The 17,465-nt window shown below is 44.5% G+C and carries 17 protein-coding genes, 2 tRNA genes and 3 pseudogenes; 9 read left to right on the top strand and 13 right to left on the bottom strand.

Features of this window, described 5'->3' with window-relative positions:
- The first annotated feature begins 230 nt into the window (after nt 1-230).
- Both ACWP87_RS12265 and ACWP87_RS12260 read left to right on the top strand, forming a co-directional pair.
- On the top strand, nt 231-566 hold the full coding sequence (locus ACWP87_RS12265; protein ID WP_005707453.1) for a hypothetical protein: 336 nt from the start codon (nt 231-233) through the stop codon (nt 564-566).
- Nucleotides 559-744 (top strand): hypothetical protein, encoded by a 186-nt coding sequence (locus ACWP87_RS12260; RefSeq protein ID WP_005685847.1) that lies wholly within the window; start codon nt 559-561, stop codon nt 742-744. Before ACWP87_RS12265 ends, ACWP87_RS12260 begins: the two co-directional genes overlap by 8 nt.
- A gap of 185 nt (nt 745-929) precedes the next feature.
- On the opposite strand, the gene ACWP87_RS12255 is transcribed toward ACWP87_RS12260, so the two are convergent.
- A tRNA-Gln gene (locus ACWP87_RS12255) sits at nt 930-1,000 on the bottom strand.
- Nucleotides 1,001-1,126: 126 nt separating this feature from the next.
- Between ACWP87_RS12255 and ACWP87_RS12250 the strand changes: the two genes are divergently transcribed.
- On the top strand, nt 1,127-2,557 hold the full coding sequence (locus ACWP87_RS12250; protein WP_005685846.1) for a C69 family dipeptidase: 1,431 nt from the start codon (nt 1,127-1,129) through the stop codon (nt 2,555-2,557).
- Nucleotides 2,558-2,989: 432 nt separating this feature from the next.
- Nucleotides 2,990-4,179, top strand: a pseudogene (locus ACWP87_RS12245) (MDR family MFS transporter).
- 80 nt (nt 4,180-4,259) lie between these two features.
- On the opposite strand, the gene ACWP87_RS12240 reads toward ACWP87_RS12245, so the two are convergent.
- Nucleotides 4,260-4,397, bottom strand: a complete 138-nt coding sequence (locus ACWP87_RS12240) for a hypothetical protein (protein ID WP_005685842.1) — start codon at nt 4,395-4,397, stop codon at nt 4,260-4,262.
- A gap of 296 nt (nt 4,398-4,693) precedes the next feature.
- Nucleotides 4,694-4,822 carry a hypothetical protein gene (locus tag ACWP87_RS12235; RefSeq protein ID WP_258422905.1) on the bottom strand — a complete coding sequence of 43 codons (129 nt, stop codon included), beginning with the start codon at nt 4,820-4,822 and terminating at the stop codon, nt 4,694-4,696.
- A 957-nt stretch (nt 4,823-5,779) separates the two neighbouring features.
- Between ACWP87_RS12235 and ACWP87_RS12230 the strand changes: the two are divergent.
- Nucleotides 5,780-7,043: pseudogene (locus ACWP87_RS12230) on the top strand (IS4 family transposase).
- Nucleotides 7,044-7,164: 121 nt separating this feature from the next.
- Here the strand turns inward: ACWP87_RS12230 and ACWP87_RS12225 are convergent.
- From ACWP87_RS12225 to ACWP87_RS12205, 5 genes are all read right to left on the bottom strand, one after another.
- A complete protein-coding gene (locus tag ACWP87_RS12225) occupies nt 7,165-7,320 on the bottom strand; it encodes a DUF1819 family protein (RefSeq protein ID WP_223804849.1) in 156 nt (51 codons plus the stop codon).
- A gap of 888 nt (nt 7,321-8,208) precedes the next feature.
- Entirely contained in the window at nt 8,209-8,424 is a 216-nt protein-coding gene (locus ACWP87_RS12220; RefSeq protein ID WP_014569507.1) for a hypothetical protein, read from the bottom strand.
- Between the two features lie 679 nt (nt 8,425-9,103).
- A tRNA-Glu gene (locus ACWP87_RS12215) sits at nt 9,104-9,175 on the bottom strand.
- 132 nt (nt 9,176-9,307) lie between these two features.
- A complete protein-coding gene (locus tag ACWP87_RS12210) occupies nt 9,308-9,775 on the bottom strand; it encodes a nucleoside deaminase (protein WP_014569506.1) in 468 nt (155 codons plus the stop codon).
- Nucleotides 9,776-9,875: 100 nt separating this feature from the next.
- On the bottom strand, nt 9,876-10,793 hold the full coding sequence (locus tag ACWP87_RS12205) for a Gfo/Idh/MocA family protein (RefSeq protein ID WP_014569505.1): 918 nt from the start codon (nt 10,791-10,793) through the stop codon (nt 9,876-9,878).
- Between the two features lie 457 nt (nt 10,794-11,250).
- On the opposite strand from ACWP87_RS12205, the gene ACWP87_RS12200 reads away from it, so the two are divergent.
- From ACWP87_RS12200 to ACWP87_RS12185, 4 genes are all read left to right on the top strand, one after another.
- Nucleotides 11,251-12,414, top strand: a complete 1,164-nt coding sequence (locus tag ACWP87_RS12200; RefSeq protein WP_005713749.1) for a glycosyltransferase — start codon at nt 11,251-11,253, stop codon at nt 12,412-12,414.
- A 128-nt stretch (nt 12,415-12,542) separates the two neighbouring features.
- Nucleotides 12,543-13,286, top strand: a complete 744-nt coding sequence (locus tag ACWP87_RS12195) for a sunset domain-containing protein (protein WP_014569504.1) — start codon at nt 12,543-12,545, stop codon at nt 13,284-13,286.
- Nucleotides 13,286-14,137, top strand: a complete 852-nt coding sequence (locus ACWP87_RS12190) for a DNA/RNA non-specific endonuclease (RefSeq protein WP_005685835.1) — start codon at nt 13,286-13,288, stop codon at nt 14,135-14,137. Before ACWP87_RS12195 ends, ACWP87_RS12190 begins: the two co-directional genes overlap by 1 nt.
- Nucleotides 14,138-14,432: 295 nt before the next feature.
- On the top strand, nt 14,433-14,720 hold the full coding sequence (locus tag ACWP87_RS12185) for a putative quinol monooxygenase (RefSeq protein WP_005685833.1): 288 nt from the start codon (nt 14,433-14,435) through the stop codon (nt 14,718-14,720).
- 347 nt (nt 14,721-15,067) lie between these two features.
- On the opposite strand, the pseudogene ACWP87_RS12180 reads toward ACWP87_RS12185, so the two are convergent.
- From ACWP87_RS12180 to ACWP87_RS12160, 5 genes and pseudogenes are all read right to left on the bottom strand, one after another.
- Nucleotides 15,068-15,142, bottom strand: a pseudogene (locus tag ACWP87_RS12180) (glucose-6-phosphate isomerase); the annotation flags it as partial.
- Between the two features lie 197 nt (nt 15,143-15,339).
- The gene (locus ACWP87_RS12175) at nt 15,340-16,638 is read right to left on the bottom strand and encodes a LysM peptidoglycan-binding domain-containing protein (RefSeq protein WP_014569502.1); all 1,299 of its coding nucleotides are present in this window, start codon (nt 16,636-16,638) and stop codon (nt 15,340-15,342) included.
- Between the two features lie 10 nt (nt 16,639-16,648).
- On the bottom strand, nt 16,649-17,062 hold the full coding sequence (locus ACWP87_RS12170) for a phage holin (protein WP_014569501.1): 414 nt from the start codon (nt 17,060-17,062) through the stop codon (nt 16,649-16,651).
- Nucleotides 17,052-17,345: a hypothetical protein gene (locus ACWP87_RS12165; protein WP_014569500.1), complete on the bottom strand. Its 294-nt coding sequence runs from the start codon at nt 17,343-17,345 to the stop codon at nt 17,052-17,054. The genes ACWP87_RS12170 and ACWP87_RS12165 overlap by 11 nt, the downstream gene beginning before the upstream one ends.
- A gap of 29 nt (nt 17,346-17,374) precedes the next feature.
- Nucleotides 17,375-17,464, bottom strand: coding sequence for an XkdX family protein (locus tag ACWP87_RS12160; RefSeq protein WP_435630719.1), 90 nt, complete (start codon nt 17,462-17,464; stop codon nt 17,375-17,377).
- Nucleotide 17,465 lies beyond the last annotated feature (1 nt).

The following is a 17,465-nucleotide window of genomic DNA, read 5'->3' as shown; positions in this document are numbered from 1 at the left end:
TTGGTCACTGGGACGCGTGTAAGAGCCTTGGACGCGGCGGTTACCGCTCTTTTCCTAAACGCGTTCCCCGGCGCAGGAATCTACGTGTAAGGACCTTTGTCGCAATGGTCAAAGACCGGCCATCACGGCTGAGGCCACTTACACTCCGACTTCTAACCGGGCCCGCTCACGCTCTCTATTATGTTATCATGAATTTCGTAAATAATTTTGATTTGAATGGAGGTCTTTTTGTGATTGACGCAGCCATTATGATTCTGGCATATGCGCATGACCATCCGCAAAGTTATCAGGTTCGTCAGGTACCGTATCAAAATGTTGCTAGTATTTTACTTGACGACCAAGTTATTTTCCCGCAACAACAAATTTTCTTTCCACCGAATCGGCTGCGGGTTATTCGACTACCAGAGCACTTTTCTTTTGACAATCCTGACATTAGTGCTTGGTTGCTAAGCTTGTTGCCTGATTTAGGTGAAGATGTTGAAGCCCCTTCCTCTGATCAGATGTGGCTCACGACCAGCCATTTGACCAAGGCCAAGCAGTTACTCATTGAGGTTTCTTTTGAATAGCACTGTCAAAGCCGTCTTAACCCGCGGATTACGTGCGGTATTGATGGCTTTCTTCTTATTCATCGCCCGCGCCTTTTTAACCTGGCCGTGGTTGGCGTTCATTATCGCTGCTTTCTTGATCTATACGTGCGGGTGCTTTGCTTATGCTGGGTTTTTGGCTTGGGTGCAGCGTGTGTGAAACTTTTGGGATCATAAAAATAAAAAAGGCAGACCAGCTATATTATAGGTTTGCCTATTCTTTGTGGTGCTATATGGTGATATTTTGATGCTTTTTTAAAAACACCAGTAGCTCTGAAAAACAACTAAAAACCGCGACCCACAAGGCTTCATAAGCGCTTGTGAATCGCGGTCACTGTGAACTGCTTGGGTAGATAGGGATCGAACCTATGATTATGGATTCAGAGTCCACTGCGTTACCACTTCGCTACTACCCAGTAACTTAACAACGAGTAATATCTTAAAAAAAAATCGCGCACTTGTCAACGACTTTTTTGATGAAGGTGCAAAAAAGTTAATTCTGGCGTAAACTATTACCAATACTTAAGAAGTGAGGCGCAAGAATGAAAATTGAATCTGCATGTACTTCGATTCTGGTTGGTAAAAAGGCCAGTATTGACGGTTCAACGATGATCGCTCGTAACGATGACACGTTTAGTCCCCTGACGCCGCAACGGTTCTATATGCACGCCGGATGGAAAGGCGAGAAATCCTTGCACGTCAAGTCACCGCTGAATGGCTTCGAGGCGGATTTGCCTGAAAATGGTTATCGCTACAACGCTGTTCCAAACGTTGAAAACGATAAACTTGGCGACTACGAAGAAAGCGGCATTAATGAACGTAACGTTGCAATGTCGGCAACGGAAAGCACTTATGGCAATGAACGGGCATTGGGTTTTGATCCGCTTGTCAAAGACGGTCTGGATGAAGACTTGATTGTTAATATGGTACTGCCTTTCATTGAATCGGCTCGTCATGGCGTTGAATACCTTGGCCAGCTCATCAAACAATATGGTTCGCCAGCCGGTAACTCGGTGCTCTTTTCCGACAAAGATAGCGTTTGGTATATGGAAATCGTCACCGGCCATCACTGGGTTGCCCAACGTATCCCTGATGATGCTTATGCGATTGCGGCCAATCAGGTTGCGATTCAACAAGTCGATTTTGACGACACCGACAATTTTGCTTGGAGCGAAGGTATTCAGGAATTTGTCGAAACCCATCACCTCAACACCGACAAAGAAGGCTGGAATTTCCGCCACATTTTCGGCACGATGAATGAAAAAGACCGTCATTACAACACCCCACGCGTTTGGTACGGTCATAAACTGCTCAATCCCGAAATTGAAGCCGATCCGGAATCTGCGGAATTGCCTTTTATCATGCGGACCGATCATCTCATCACCCGCGAAGATATTGCCCAGATTCTTGGCAGCCACTATAACGAAACACCTTTTGATCCTTATGGCCACGGTGATGATGCCGACCGCTTCCGTTATCGGCCGATTGGTTTAAACCGAACCCAGAATTCCCACATCCTGCAGTTGCGCAGTGATGTTCAGGAAGGTTTGGAAGCCATTATGTGGCTGGCAATCGGCATGCCTTCATTTAGCCCGTATGTCCCGTTTTATTGCAACGCGAATGACACCGACCCGAGCTATTCCAAAACACCGAAAACCTTTGATATCGATGCTGATTCGGCTTACTGGCTGCATCGATTGCTTGATGTATTGGTAGAGGCACATTACACCCAGTTCATTCAAGCGGATCGTGACTATCTAACCGCCTTGAACCGCGACTATCGCGAAATGATCCAAGGCTTTGACAAAGGAGCCAAAGAACTTGGCGCCAAAGAATTAACGCAATATCTGACAGACGCCAATTACAAGATTGTCGCGCATACCAAAGCGGCAACGAAAGCCTTGATCAACGAATACGTCATGGAAAGCTTGAAACTTTCAAAACTAACCTTCAACATGGATAAGAACCTTTAATAGCAAGCAAGCGGTCAAAATGAGGGCCGCTTTTTTGCTGGGGTTTTACTGTTACTTGACATTGTCCTTCACTTCATCACTTATCTGCGCATGTGGGTGCCAGCAACGTCATAAGCTTTTCAACGTAAACAAATTCAGCATGCTGGCTTTAATGCAGGCAGGTTTTGATCGCTCCGATCCGTGCCCACCCGAAAAAGTCAGCGGTCACGGCTATAAAAATAGGTTTGACCTACTACTCATGCTTGACGTACGATGGCCTTATTATATTGGGACGGAACATTTATTAGTGACAAGCAGATGGGTTGATTCATACCCAGCGCTGACTTAACTAGTTTGACACAGCTAGAACACCATGATCACGATTCAAGTCTTGGTTCGGTGCTTCAAAACCCGATCCCCCAAATATGTTGACATACAAAGGATGGTGTTGTCATGCAACGCGAAATCAGACTGCGCTGGCTTCTAACTGGTGCTTTACTGAGTAGTATCGGCATGAGTTTTATCTGGCCACTAACCAGTATTTATTTACATAATCGGCTTCATATCTCTCTAACGGTTATCGGTGTCGTTTTATTACTCAACTCACTTGGCAGCGTTATCGGCAGTATTGTCGGCGGCCGGCTGTATGACCAAAGCGATCCTTTTCGGCTAACGTTATTTGGCGTCGGCCTCACCGGCATCGTTTTAATTGGCCTGACAATTTGGCATGGATGGCCGGCTTACTGTTTTTGGCTGGCACTACTTGGTATCGGCTCCGGTTGGAACATTACCATGGTTAATTCTCTCGGCACCAGTCTACGTTCAAAAGATGGTCGATACGTCTTCACCATGCTCTATTTCGCGCAAAACGTCGGTGTTGTTGTCGGCACCTCTTTAGTTGGTTTTATCTATGACATCAGCATCACCCTGCTATTTTTAATTGCCGTCATCTTGTATGTGCTATTTTTTATTGTCGTGCAAAATTTCAGCCAGCATCCAAAATCGCACGTACACCTTCAAAAGAAGCGACGGCAGCATCCCCAAAAGCCACATTACCGGCAGCAAATCACCTAATGTTAACAACTTTCTTTTTTGCCTTACTGGTCTTTTGGCTCATGTACCAGCAATGGTCATCTAACTTGTCAGTTTATATGACAGGACTAGGCATTCCACTACGCAACTATAGCTTCTTGTGGACGCTCAACGCAGCTTTAATTGTGGTTATTCAGCTATTCCTAAACTGGTTTAACGAACACGTCAACGGCATCCGCATTATCTATCAAATCCTGTTTGGCCTCGTGATGGTGGCAATTTCTTTTCTAATCCTCATCACCGCCCGAACTTACCCCTTCTTCGTCATCGCCATGATTGCCTTAACCACGGGTGAAGCCACCGCATCCCCTGCTATTCCCGCTCTAGTCAATGACTTAACGCCACGGGCGATTAAGGGGCGATATCAAGGCTTCGTTAATTCGTGGGGATCAGTGGGACGTGCACTGGGTCCGTTATTTGGCGGCCTTGTTATCGATTGGTTCAACTATCGCAGCCTCTTCATCATCGCTGCAATCGGCGTCTTAGCACTTGTTGCCATTCTCACTGCTATCTGGCTCAAAACCCGCCGCGACCTGATACGTTATCAGTAATCCATCTTTTTCTCTTCCAATTAAAAATACCCCATCTGCAACTAGCAATAAAATTTACGCCAGTAGCAGATGGGGTTTTATTACGCGGCTTTATTTGTCGCTTTTAATTGATGAATGGCTTGTTCAATTGTCCGGCCAGTTCCAAAATGATTCTGGTCATGCGCATCAATCGCCACAAACAACTGGTTTTTGGTATCGAGTTGAATTCGATATTGCATGATGCCGTCGCCTCCATTTTTATATCAAAAGGCTCCTTTAAAATGTTAAAGGAACGCCTACACCTTCTATGTTAAAACGGTTGTCAAGTGAGAATGTAGGCAATCTTGGATAGGCATGCGAAATTTTAAATACTCTGGATCATCTTTAGTTTGTGGTTGGATTTTTCTTTGGCTCATTATCCAGCTGAATAGTTTTACTCTCATTTAACGTCATTGGAGAGAAGCCTCAGTTGTTTTTTAGTCCTACAATCAGAAAAAAAGAACACAAAAATAGCCCCTCAAAGGCAGTTGGACACTTATCTTTCAGTGCGACTCTTTACCTTCGAGAGCTGTAATTCTTTGTAAGCTTCTTCAGCTACCTCGGCTCGCTTATATTGATCAAAGTCTGCTTGCTGCCGAGCTGTCGGATGCTTAATTGTGAGCACGGGCAAACCGCTTTCGAACTTAACATATTTAATGATACTAATTGGAGGAATGACCAAGACTGCTCAGCTCCCTTCGCGTGATTTTTTTGACGAATCTCATAATGATATTATCAGGATCGGCGTTCATCTTGGCATCTGCTTAAGCTTCTCCAGACATCTTCATAGCACACCTACTATAACGTACTTTTCAACGTACATTTGTGTGTATTCTATGTTGGCTCGCTTGAACGCCTCAACCACTCCATCATCAAGCGCGTGCTGGTTCGTTAATTTGTGACTCAGTTTAACTTTTTGACCACATTGTCATTAGTTGCAGTATCTTTGTCTGACTATATCGCGATAGTAACAATCTATCTGTAATAAAATGCGCCATTTCACAATTCATAATGCCATAAAATTAGCCGTTCACTGGCGGCTAACCTATTACTTGTTCGTCTTTATTGTTAAACGTTAACCCACTCATACTCAGGATAAAGGTTTTCCCAAGCTACTTCATTAGGCTTTTTTTCTTTCGAACGTATTTCAATTTGAGTTTTCTGCTTGGCTGTATTGTCTCAAGCAAACAAAATCACTGTGTAAGGGGTGATCCGCATGAATTGATATCCAAACTTGCCATTTGGCTCTTCTCGCTGATTCTTCAATATTCCAATGATGTAGTCCTTGAATTCCGTCATCCGTTTTCAACCCCTTTTCTGCGTTTCTTCATCCATTTTTGGCCTGCCTGTTCGGCTCTTCTTCAAAAGCGCGTCATATGACCCTGACCAAATTTTACCCCGTAATTTTTGTACTGTCGAACATGTTCTCTTTCATGTAAGTACGTCATCTAAAGAGTGAAAGTTGAATATCCGCAGAAAGTCCCGAGAAATCGGGACTTTTTGGTATTAAAAAAGACGCAAAGCACTCCGCGTCGTATAATTAAGTCGACCAAAACCAACATACAAGGGAGTCTTTACGTCCATGTTTACTATACAACAATCAACCCATGATATTCAGCTCAAAACAACGCATTTCTTTAAATTGGTCCATCTTTCAACGTTACTCACTGCATCGAGCTGAAGCCGATCCCGACTTTTCAAAACGGACAGCACGTAATTGCTTGGATGATGCTCGGATCAATTGGCAGCGGCTGGTTTTGCTGGTAGCGGTTCATCTGATTCAATATCTCCATCAGTTTGCCGCGACTGGCCGTGATCAAGCCTTCGTCATTGACGATTCACTATTTACGCGCGAGTTCTCCAAGAAGACCGAATTACTTTCCAAAGTATTCGACCATGACCATGAACGGTACTATACCGGCTTTCGGGCTTTGACACTAGGTTGGAGTGATGGCAATACCTTTCTGCCGCTCACCTTTGCGCTGATGGCCTCAAGTAAGACAAAGAACCAGGTTGGCCCGCAAAAGCCGTATGATGGACGCTCACTTGCGGCCAAACGTCGCCAGCAAGCCCATCGCAAAATGAACTTGGTGGCACTTGAACTCGTTGACCAAGCGATTAAAGCAGGCGTCAAGGTGCATTATGCTTTATTTGATAGCTGGTTTGCTTATCCCAAGATGTTCCATGAACTGCTTAAGCGCGGGATCACTGGCATCGGCATGATCAAGCAGACAGAGAAAGTGTACTTTCGTTATCGGGGACGAGAAATGGATGTTAAGCGGCTCTATGCCACGTTAAAGCAGAGTAAACGGCTAATACATCAGCATTATCTGTACAGTCCCATTGTGCAATACGATATGGATGGTACAAAGATGGCCATGAAACTGGTTTTCGTGACTAAAAAAGGTGCCAAGGGTCGCTTCTTGGTTTTAGCAACCACAAAAACTAATTTGCGCCCCGAACGCATCATTCAGATGTACGGCAGACGCTGGCAAATCGAAGGCTACTTCAAGGTCGCTAAACAATATCTGCGCTTTGATGCGACGCAAGTACGTGGTTATGACGGTTTATGCGCACATATGGCAATGGTCATGATGAGCTATGATCTGCTCGCCTTGTGTCAAAGTGGACAAACTGAGGAACGCACGCTGGGTGACTTTTTCTTCTACTATGGAAAAGCTCTACCTGATACCGGCATTGCGCGAGCTTTGAGTTGGCTCATGGCACAATTAATTGGTATAGCGTCAACTTATCATGAAGCTCAATCGGTCATTAATCAGATCATGAGTGAATTCATGCAAAAACTGCCGAAGACTCTTGCGGATCTCTTCGGCAGCGCGGCATAGATAGGATTGAATATGATTTTGTGGATACACTCTGACGCAGCGGCAATCAGGGCCATTGTTGTGCTTTCACTCTTTAGTTAAGTGTATAAAAATTGCCGCGCATGGCGACTAGGTTGTGTTTTCATCCAAGTGTTGTCTCGGGCCATTCAGTTAATTGGTCGTCCCATTCTTTAAGCAATTTCCAAAAATATTGCCATTCTTCTTCGGAAAAATCAAGCTTCCACGGAACAATATCTTGTGGTCGTAATGGCAGATCAACTTTCGCTGGATGAGACATGTAATAGTCAAAAGACTTTTTAACAAAATCTCTTCTCATTTTAATCTATCCCTCCCTTTATAGGGTACATTCGCTAACATAAACAACATCAACTACACTGTCAGTATACTTTGCGTGCCGTGCTTCAGCAACAGAAGCATCTATAACTTTGTTAATCATTTGTATACTCCACTGGTTGGTCAACTATGTAATTAAAAGCCTTGATGTCATGCGTACACACAACGCCAAGCTTTTAGTCACTCCCTTGAGGCTGCCTATCTTATATGAATGTATTTCATATAAAACTATTTTATTTAAATTCCTGTATTAGAAGACGCGCAATTTCTTGTTGCCCATATAGTCATCTGACGGAGCTTTTAAAATCTCATTATCAGGAAAGATCTTCATAATTGCTTTATAGACGTTGGGTCCGGTGTGTATTTCGTCATAATAGTCAACGCCATCGGGAAGAGTGACTACCTGAGGAATATGCAATCGCATTAACTGTGAGTAAAGTGCCACGACCTCAGAATCATCTCCCTTTAAAAAACCATCCCAAAATAGTGCTGACTCTCTATTTAGTGAATTGACTTTAACTTAGAAGTCCACACCCCCCTTCCCTCATTCTACTCACAAGCTAACAAGCCTAGGATCATGGATGCATAGTTCTTACTGAGATCATATGTGAGCCGGAATGCCGATTCAAGTTCTTTGGGAAGTACCGTGCAAGAGGACTTCTCCGTATTTCTTTAATCTTTTCCCAATATACGGATGAATAGAATCATTATCCATATCGAATGCCCCACCAACATTTAAAGTTGTATGAGACGATTTCTCAGTTGTTCTTTTGGCCTACAAGCAGGGAAAGGGGCATAAAAATAGCCGAAACACTGGCGGTCTTCACAGTTATTATCGTTTCATATCTTTTTGAATTTCCCTTCGTATTTCTGATAATCGCTTAAAAACTTTTTCAAGCGAAATTTGCTCAAAATCAGCGATAATTTGAACAGATTCTTCTTCTGAGAGCTTTCGGGCTGGATGAATCGGTCGTTCATCAACGATACCTACAGGAATTGGTACGTCCTTTTGAATATCCTTCAACTTCTTACTACTCATCAAATCCATCTTCTTCCATCGAAAATTCAAATATCTTCATCACCCGCGTCGGCGCTCGTAACATAGCTAAGTTCCGGCTAGCAGCGTTTGCCATATAAAAATCAATCAATCTATCAAGTTAGAACTCACTTGGGATCTTCTTTGCTGAACGATTATACTTTATATCCTATCTATAATGCCTAATCACCGCAGTTGAGTCAATTTTTCCGTTCGCCTAAAATCAATCTATTCACCATAAAGTCACTCTCGCAAAAGAAACATCTTTAAATTCCCAAAAGCCACAAAAATAAACCTTCATCCAGCATCAGCGAGCAGAAGCGCATTCATCAGTTTTGTGCTAACCGTTCCCCAGCCAATTTAATTTGAGGATTCTTCAATAGTCTGTTGAGACACGATTGGACAAAATTACCTTGGCAAAGTATCCCACAAGGTTGTCAAAATGGATCCAACGTAATTCATCAAACGTCAAAGTCTTTGCCACTCAAAGGGGTACAGACATCAATGATGAATATCGAACAATCAGCCTAGATTTATCAAACGCCAAAGCATTTGTGCCACAAGACTTCCTACTTTTGACGGTGAACTTGAATCTCAAGTATTCAAATCTTTTCTCTCCAAAACAAAAACCCCCGAAACACCGTTATAAAGGCATTCCGAGGATTTCGTTTCATCACATTTATTCTATTTCTCACCCGTACGGGATTCGAACCCGTGTTTCCGCGCTGAGAACGCGGCGTCTTAACCCCTTGACCAACGGGCAATGAGTGGCGCTTTATCGTACCTAAATTATTCTACAGGAATCTATAAAAATGTCAAACATATTTTGCGAGTAAGCGACCACTTCGCACCCTTTTCCACCAAGCCACCAGCTGCAGAAATGTGTGTCAACTTATCAATACAATTCCTTTTGTGCTGACTGATACGCCTTAAACGCGCCGATGGTCAGATTGCGATCATGCTGACTCAGCTTCAGCATTTCCCCCTTTAATCCGGCATTGATAAAGTCATAAATTGCAGCATCGCGAAACCCAATTGCCGCAGCATCATCAGCGGTATTGCCATAATAGACTTGTTTGATATTTGCCCAAATAATCGCACTTAAACACATTGGGCAAGGCATCGCCGAAGTATAGAGCTCACAACCGGACAAGTCGTGTGTTCCCAATGCCTGGCCAGCTTTGCGAATTGCGGTAATTTCGCCGTGTGCAGTTGGGTCATGATCAACCAACACCCGATTATGTGCACGACTGACGACTTGACCGTTCTTGACAATTACGCACCCGAATGGCCCGCCATCGGATCCGTTAACATTTGCTTTTGCTTCTTCATCAGCCATTGCCATAAATGATTTTTGATACATAGCACTTGTCCCCTTCCTTATCTGCTTGTCCGACACTCATGTCCAAGCTGGCAGATTTCATTTTATCGATCTTCAAAAGCGTTTTGGGTTAGTACCCTGTCTAGTTGTTAATTTGATTGACCAAATCGGCGACAACAGCATGCGCTAATTGACTGGTTGCCGGTGATACCGGATTCTGGCCATCTGGATTACCCACGGCCTGGACAAATGCCTGTACCATTGGCGCAAATCCCCGGGTTTCAAGCATAGGCTGCCAATCTGGGGCAAAGGTTTGTGAAGCGCCACCACGGCCATACACGACCAGTTGATCCAGGTTTTGGACGCGTTGAACGCCGCTTGGAGCTGCCACTTGTGCCTCTTCAAGGTTAGTGCCTGCTTGTAAGTCAATCCCTGCCTCACCGCGAATACCTGGAGCCGTGAACGTCACACTTGCTTGTTGAAGTTGGCCATCACTTGTGGTGTGCAAGGCATAGCGGGTGTTTGGTTTTTCCGGATAGCCAGCGAGCATCAGTGCAGTGTCTACCGGATGAATGAAAAGATCCCACAGTGCATGTTCGGTATCATCAAGCGCATCAATGCGATTCTTATCAACGCGGACGCCTGTTTTATCTGTCACTTGCGCTAAATCTTGAATCATTGGGGCAAACCGGCGATTAAAGCCAACCGTCAGCATGACATGTTTCGAATCTGCCAAATCATATAATTCATTAACTTGCGCCATATCGGTTGCTAAAGGCTTATCCACAAAGACATGAACACCTTTTTCCAAAAAATGCTTAACATACTGATAATGAGTTGCGGTTGGTGTATGAATCATCACCGCATCAAGTGGCTGTCCATCGAGGTCTTGTAGCGAATGGCCTGCACTTTCAAGTCCATACTGTGCTGAAAGCTGTTCTAACTTGTCTTCATTGCGTGTATTCAATAACCAGTGCACTTGATTTTGCATTTGCGCGTAAACTGGCAAGTATGCTTTTTGAGCAATCGTGCCTAAACCAATGACTCCAATCGTTAACATAGCTTCACCTGTTCTTTCATTGATATCGATACTTTCACACTAGCACAGCCCCATCTCACGGTAAAGATAAGCATTCATTATGATTTGAACAGGCGCTTAGGAAAGCTGAAATTTCACTGGCCAACCAGGTCCTCGAACTTCACGAGCACAATGGCCAGTTACAAAAAGAATTTCAGTCCAATGGCAATATTTCAAAACAAACCTTCATAATATTATGGCAAAACCCTCTCTATCATTCAGAATACGCCGTTCCAACCTTGGCGAACTTGAAAACGATCACTATTTAGCTTACGGTTATTATGTAAACTAAAATAAGCGTCAGGCATTTGCATCGTCTTTTAGTTTAATCGGGTATCGCCGCTGACAAGCAGCCGTGACACCAGACTTCTTTTTTCTGCCTAATTTTCGAGTCTTTGCCTGCACTTCATCGTTCGAAAAATTTTGAGGAGGAATGGCTGTGAAACCTGCAAAAACTAAATTTAGTGACGCTCCTGATGGTAGTATTCATCAATATGATCAGATACTTAAATACTTCAACGATCGGCCTGCCGATCAAACCAAACCGCGCGGCAATCGGATCACTTTTGTAACGACCGGTATCATCGGCTTTGATGGTGGTCAAACAACCATGCTGCATTTAGGAACCTTGTTAGCCAATGCGGGTTATGACGTTTACTATCTAAGTTACGTTCCGCAAAGTCAAGATGAGATGATTCAAAACGCCGAATTTAACTATCCAGGCTATAAAGGAACTTGTTTGCCAATGGGAGAACTCGAATCGCACCGTTCTGACATCTGGGTCGCTACTTTATGGGAATCCGTTTATGTCATCAAAAATAAGCCGGGTTATAAGATGTATTTTGTCCAGGATTATGAACCTTATTTCTACCCATACGGTGATCGTTACCAGATGGCGCGCCGTACTTATAGCCTCGGACTGCACATGGTTTCACTAGGGCCTTGGTGCGCACATATGATTACGACACATTGCAAAACTAACAGTCCGATTGACATTATCAATTTCCCGGTCGATGTGGCACGTTACCCGTTTAAAGAACGCGATCCCAAGCCTTACCAAGATAAAAAGCAAATCAAGCTGGCGGTTTACACCAAATGGAGCAGTCCTCGCCGCGCGCCTGTCACTATTCAAATTGTCCTTGAAAACTGTCGCCATTTGCTACGAGCCAAGGGAATTGATCTCAAAATAACTTACTTTGGTACGGGTCGCAGCAAACGCTTTATTAACGGTCAGAATCTCGGAAAGCTGACCCCGGCAGAACTCAATCAGCTTTACCATGAAGCAGATTTTGGTATTGCCCCTTCAATGACCAATTTCTCTTTGGTCCCTTACGAAATGATGAGCGCCGGCCTACCTCTGATCGATTTTAAGGAAGGCACTGGCAGCTACTTCCTGAAGGATGGCACTTATTTTTCATGTCACTTGGATGAACGTGATCTGGCCAAAACACTCCAAACAGCATGCGAAAAACCTGAGATCATTACCCAAAATATCGAAAAAGCACAAGCCTATCTAAAAACAATCAGCTGGGAACGAACCGAAAAAGATATGCTTGCGATCATCGCCAGTCTATATGCCGATGTTGACGTGGTGAAGTCCTAATTCAAATCGAGCTTGACGCTTGCCGCCAAGCTTTTTTTCTGGGAAAATAAACCTTGTAAATAAGGGATTACGAATATTCTTATTCGAGATTATTCCTAGTTCGAACCTAGGAATATTGGAGGAGAAAAATGGCTACATTGGGCGACTTTTTAATCTTACTCGGATTGGGTGGGACTATCTGGGGTGCCGTGCGCTTATTTCGGCAACGGAAACATCCGTCAACGAAACGACTCAACCTAATTCTACTAATTGGCGGTATTATTTTAATGTTCATTGGCACCCCGATGAGTGACACAAAAACATCGACAGGTTCAACTTCGCAATCAAGCGTTGTTAATAAAAGGTTAACGACAAAACAGCGAAAACTGCTGAACACCGAAAGAACACACGGAAAAGTCTTATTGGCAGTAAAAGCTAAAAAAAACGCGGAGTTAAAAGCCTTAACCAAAGAACAAACGAAACTCGAAGCAGCCGCAGACGAACGAGCATCCTCATCGCGAGCGGCAGCAGCTTCCTCATCTCTTGCTGCATCCACATCAGCATCTCAGGCTGAATCTGCCAGTAAAGCAGCTGCGGCATCCATCCAAGCGGCTGCCTCATCGCAAGCAGCGGCAAATGCAGCCGCAGCCAAACAAGCAGAAGAAGCCCAGAAATCGGCAGCACAACAGCAAGCTGCGCCGGCACAGCAGCAAACGCCAACAAACCAAGGTGATTTATATACTGGCACGCAAGGAACCATCGTTGGCAACAGCCGTAGCAAGATCTATCACGTTCCTGGTCAAGCCGGCTACCATATGAACGCTGCAAATGCTGTCTACTTCCATACCGAAGCCGAGGCATCATCGGCTGGTTATCGAAAGGCATTACGCTAATGAAAACAAAGTTAATGAAATATCTTACCCCCGTGCTCATAGTAAGTCTCTTACTAACCGGTTGCAGTACTCAAGGCACCTCAAAATCAACCTCACCATCCACGGATCCTGTGGCCGATCAGACTAAACTTAATAATAAGACTAATTCTGCGATCAGCAGTCTCGATGAAGCTATTGCTGATAAACGTGAAGAAGTTAGCAGTCTAAAAGCGACATTAGATAACAGCAAGCCAAGCACAGAAGCTTCAAAAACGACAGCAGGTACCACGGATGCCAATACTTTAGCCAATCTCGATTATACCGGCCAGCAAGAAATAACCGTCAATAACAACGATCCCGCATTTTCAAAAAATGATCTTTCAACTGCAAAAGGCGCATGGGCCGCTTATTCCGATTTAGATAGTCTCAACCGGGTGACCGATGCCAATGCCTTGTTAAACCGCTCACTCATGCCTTCAGCCAAACGCGAACCACTAACTTGGAACCCAACCGGCTGGCACAATAAAAAAACGGCACATGGATGGTTATATAATCGTAGCCATTTAATCGGGTACCAACTGACCGGTGAAAATAATAACCCAAAGAATCTCATGACCGGTACTCAAACGCTCAATAGTCCCTTGATGTTGGCTCATGAAATGGATATCGCTTATTATCTCAAACAAAGTAATGACCACTACGTCCGTTACGAGGTAAAGCCAATTTTCCGCGGTAACGAACTCGTTGCACGCGGTGTTCAAATGCGAGCTCAAAGCATCGGCGACAACACCATTCATTTCAATGTCTATATTTTTAATGTCGAACCAGGATACACCATCAATTACGCCGACGGAACAAGCACCAAAAATTAAATATTTCTGCCCAGAGAAAAAAGTCGTTGATCAACTGTCTGCTCAACGGCTTTTTTGCGCTCACACCGGAACCGATCTCGTGAAATCCTTAATCAAGTTTACCCAATCTTGTGACCCATTCCGGCTGAAATAAGCTCATCACAAGTTATGGCCCCACCCCATTTCGATTGCTGCCCATTTATTTGCTAGTATAATCAGTTGTAGTGACGATCTTAGCGGCAAAAGTTCACCTTCTAAGAACGCCTCTATCAATACATTACGCCCTCGTGGCCATAACCCCTTTAGGAGGAAGAAAATGAAAATTATTAATGTTACCCTACACGTCAAACCAGAGCTTGCCAGCGACTACCAGCAGTTCATCAGTCAATTGGTTGCGGGATCGCGTGCTGAAGCCGGTAACCTCAGCTATGACCACTTCCAAAGCCTCACTGATCCCGATAAATACGAGATCATCGAACACTGGCAGGATGCGGAGGCCGTGGCGGCACATAACGAAACCTCCCACTTCAAGCAGTTTTTGGCTGGGATTGATTCCTTCTTAGATGCGCCGCTTGAAATTATTCGTATGGACTATTCGGCGTAATCAATCCTAATCAATATAGATAAGGAAAAATGAAAATTAGATACCTGATTATCTATAATGACGTTGAAAATGCTCTCCCCGAAAAGGCACGTAATTTAGCGCGTCAGTATGGAACTGAGCTAAAACCCTGGAGTCAAAAGCAATTACTAGCATTAGTTTAGTTTTTAACGCTGCTTCAACTCTTGTGGAGCAACAAATTCAAACGCTGCCCGAACACATGCCCATAAAAAAAGCCCCAGAACCAGTTGATAACTCCTGACTGACAGCCAAAATTCAGCCACGGACGTTTCCAACATGATTCTGGAGCTCTTTATTTACCTTATTTCAAATCGCACAAACCCTTGCGATTAAAGGCGTGCGTTCAATTCCTTAGTCATATCCTCATAACCCGGACGACCAAGCAGTGCGAACATGTTCTTCTTGTTGTGATTTGCTTGAGCACTGATTTCATAGGGTTTCAAATCGCCGGTGTAAAAGCAAAAATAGCTCTATATCAATTTCTTAGGTTTCACAATTTCGGATTCACTTCACCACAACTTCACCACCAATTACTTATATTTATATTATTGCATAAGTAAAAAAGCACTTCACCCGCGTTAGCGAGCAGAGGGCCTTTTTGTTACCTGATATACAGGCTTTCGCCCGGATAAATCAGGCTATAGATTGATTTGCCGTTGTTAGCGGCTAACGTGTACATGCTAATGCCATACTTGCTGGCAATGCTCCAGAAGCTGTCACCATATCGAACCGTGTAGTACGTGTGACTTGATACGGCCACTGAATAGCCACCAGAGACACGCAATACATCGCCTGGGTGAATCACACTGTAGATTGACTTACCGTTGTTAGAAGCCAAAGTATACATGCTCATGCCATATTTGTAAGCAATCGACCACCAACTGTCACCAGACTGAACCGTGTAGGTAGAGCCATAGCTTACTGACGGCACGCTGGTCGTTGTCAACAGCTCAACATTGCTACGATTGATCCAGCTCATGATGCCACCAAGCAATACGTTAGATCCAGATACTTGCTGAACAGTGTACGTCTTGCCCTGAACCCAGCTAGGCATTGCGACACCATTAGCCCAACGGGTTGTGCCGAAGTTAACCTTAACATTATCGCCAGCTTTGATCTGGCTAAGTGTGGTGTTGTTGGCTTGCTGGCCTGCTTTTGTCGCTGGTGTGCTCGTAGCAGGCTTAACATAAGTTTTCCCACTACCCGTTGTCGTGCTACCGTTGTAGCCTGAATCAGTGATGCCAGTTAGATCAACGTTACCATCAAGGCCGCCAGCGCGATAAGTTGAAGTGAACTGGAAGATACCTACATTGTCAAAACTCGGGAAATAATTGTAATTCGGTACGGTAGTGACATTGTAATCAGGATATTCCGCGAGCCATAACTGATAGCGGCTGGCAATCTGTGACAAGTTGATGTGGTTAACCAAGAAGCTCTTATAACCGTAGAGCATTGGCGTGTACCCAGCATCGCGGATATAGTCGAGTGCCCACAGCAAGGTTGCCGTGTTGGTTGATCCGGCCTCATAGTCAAGCGCAACAATCGACCCTTTTGGTGTTTGAATCTCAGGCAAGAAATGATCTAGTACTTGCTTGGCCAAATTGGTGTTGTCGATATTCTGCCACCAGATATAGGTGTGTGCCCGCTTACCAGCCGCAATCAACGATGCAACCTGTGTCTTGTAGGTGGTTTGCTCGTACGTGCCGTATCCACTGTATCCACCAATTTGAGAGATGCCGAACTTGTCAGTAGAATATCCAAAGACACCGTTATCCCCTTGGTACCGGCTCCAGTCGACACCCTGATCACCCTTTGATGCATTGGCCTGCGATGGCAAGGCAAAAGAAATAGCCGCCAAGAAGGCGACTACCAAGGTAATTAGTTTGGTTTTTAGTTTCATGGTTTCCTCCTTATTGCTGTGGAGCAAAAGATGCCGGAGCTGACTCCGCCGGTGCTGCAGAAGACGTCTCTGGAACCACTTCACTAGCAGCAGTTACCTGGTCAGCCTCTTTATCCGCTTGCAGCGCCTTAATCTGGTCCTCTAGCGCCTTGATCTTAGCTGCCTTGGTGGTAATGAGTGCCGGGTAAGCTAACGCCTGCTGGCTATCACTGACGCCCTCTGTGGTTGGGTCAACGGCTACCCCAACGATGGTCAACAGCGCAAATACTGCATTGACCACTGCAGTGAGTTCTTTACCCAAACTAGCAAAGTCCCAGTTGTAACCGAAGACTGCTGCTACCGTTTGAACCACCAACAAAGAAGCTGGCACAACGGCCAGCCAGAATTTGACGCTCAATACTCGTACTGTCCAATTAATCTTCATGGTTATCTTCTCCTTTAATGCCTACATGGTCTTCCAATCGAGTAATCCTAACCGAGTGACTGCCAAGCTCATCATCGTGTGTCCTCAAGTGTTGTCCCAAGTCTGCCAGCGATTGTTCGTGCAGTTTTAGCTGACGATTAATTGTCTCTGAAAGCACTTGAATATCAGAGCGTAATGGATCTAAGGCAATCTTTTTGAACAGCCAGCTGCCCGCACTTACTCCCACCCCTATGATTGATATAACCTCTGCCCAGTCACCAATCGTGTATCCAAAAAATGTCACTTTCTCACTTCCTTCCATAAAAATAGCCGCTAGCTTTTGCTGGCGACATAGTTACTGCCTGTGATTTGTTTGTATTGATCTGGGGTGATCATTACCGGTACATAAGGTGTTAAATCAATC

The sequence above is a fragment of the Lacticaseibacillus sp. 22 genome, assembly GCF_055413445.1.
This window is presented reverse-complemented; position numbering and strand designations above follow the sequence as displayed.